This is a genomic window from Lactobacillus sp. UMNPBX15, from assembly GCF_002553785.1.
GTDB lineage: Bacteria > Bacillota > Bacilli > Lactobacillales > Lactobacillaceae > Lactobacillus > Lactobacillus crispatus.
On sequence record NZ_PCYV01000089.1, the window covers coordinates 1 to 443 of the forward strand.

The 443-nt window shown below is 40.9% G+C and carries 1 protein-coding gene; it reads left to right on the forward strand.

Features of this window, described 5'->3' with window-relative positions; translation table 11 throughout:
• On the forward strand, positions 1-443 hold a 443-nt coding region (locus CP366_RS10400; protein ID WP_143469313.1), incomplete at both ends, for a transposase.

Genomic DNA, 443 nt, shown 5'->3' on the forward strand with positions numbered 1-443 from the left:
GCACGATTAATTAGTGATTTTGTCGACTCGATTCCACAAGATGTGCTATTAGAAGATTCGGGAGCGGCTACTGGCCGCCCTTCATCACATCCAGCAATTATGCTTAAGATTCTCTTGTTTGCCTACTCACGTCAAACTTATTCTGGAAGAAAGATTGAAATGATGTTGGATGAGAACTTGCCAATGCGTTGGTTAGCCCATGATTATACTTATAGCTACCATACCATCAATAACTTTCGACGCAGTCAGCACGCTAGTAAGCTAATTAAACATGCCTTTGTCTACTTTACCATGGCTTTGAAAGATCACGGACTAATTCAAAATGATGCAGTTTTTATCGATGGGACCAAGGTGGAAGCCGATGCCAATAAATATTCATTTACTTGGCGGCGGACGGTTGAAAAGTATCACGCTAAGTTAAGAGAAAAGACGAGTAAGCTTTA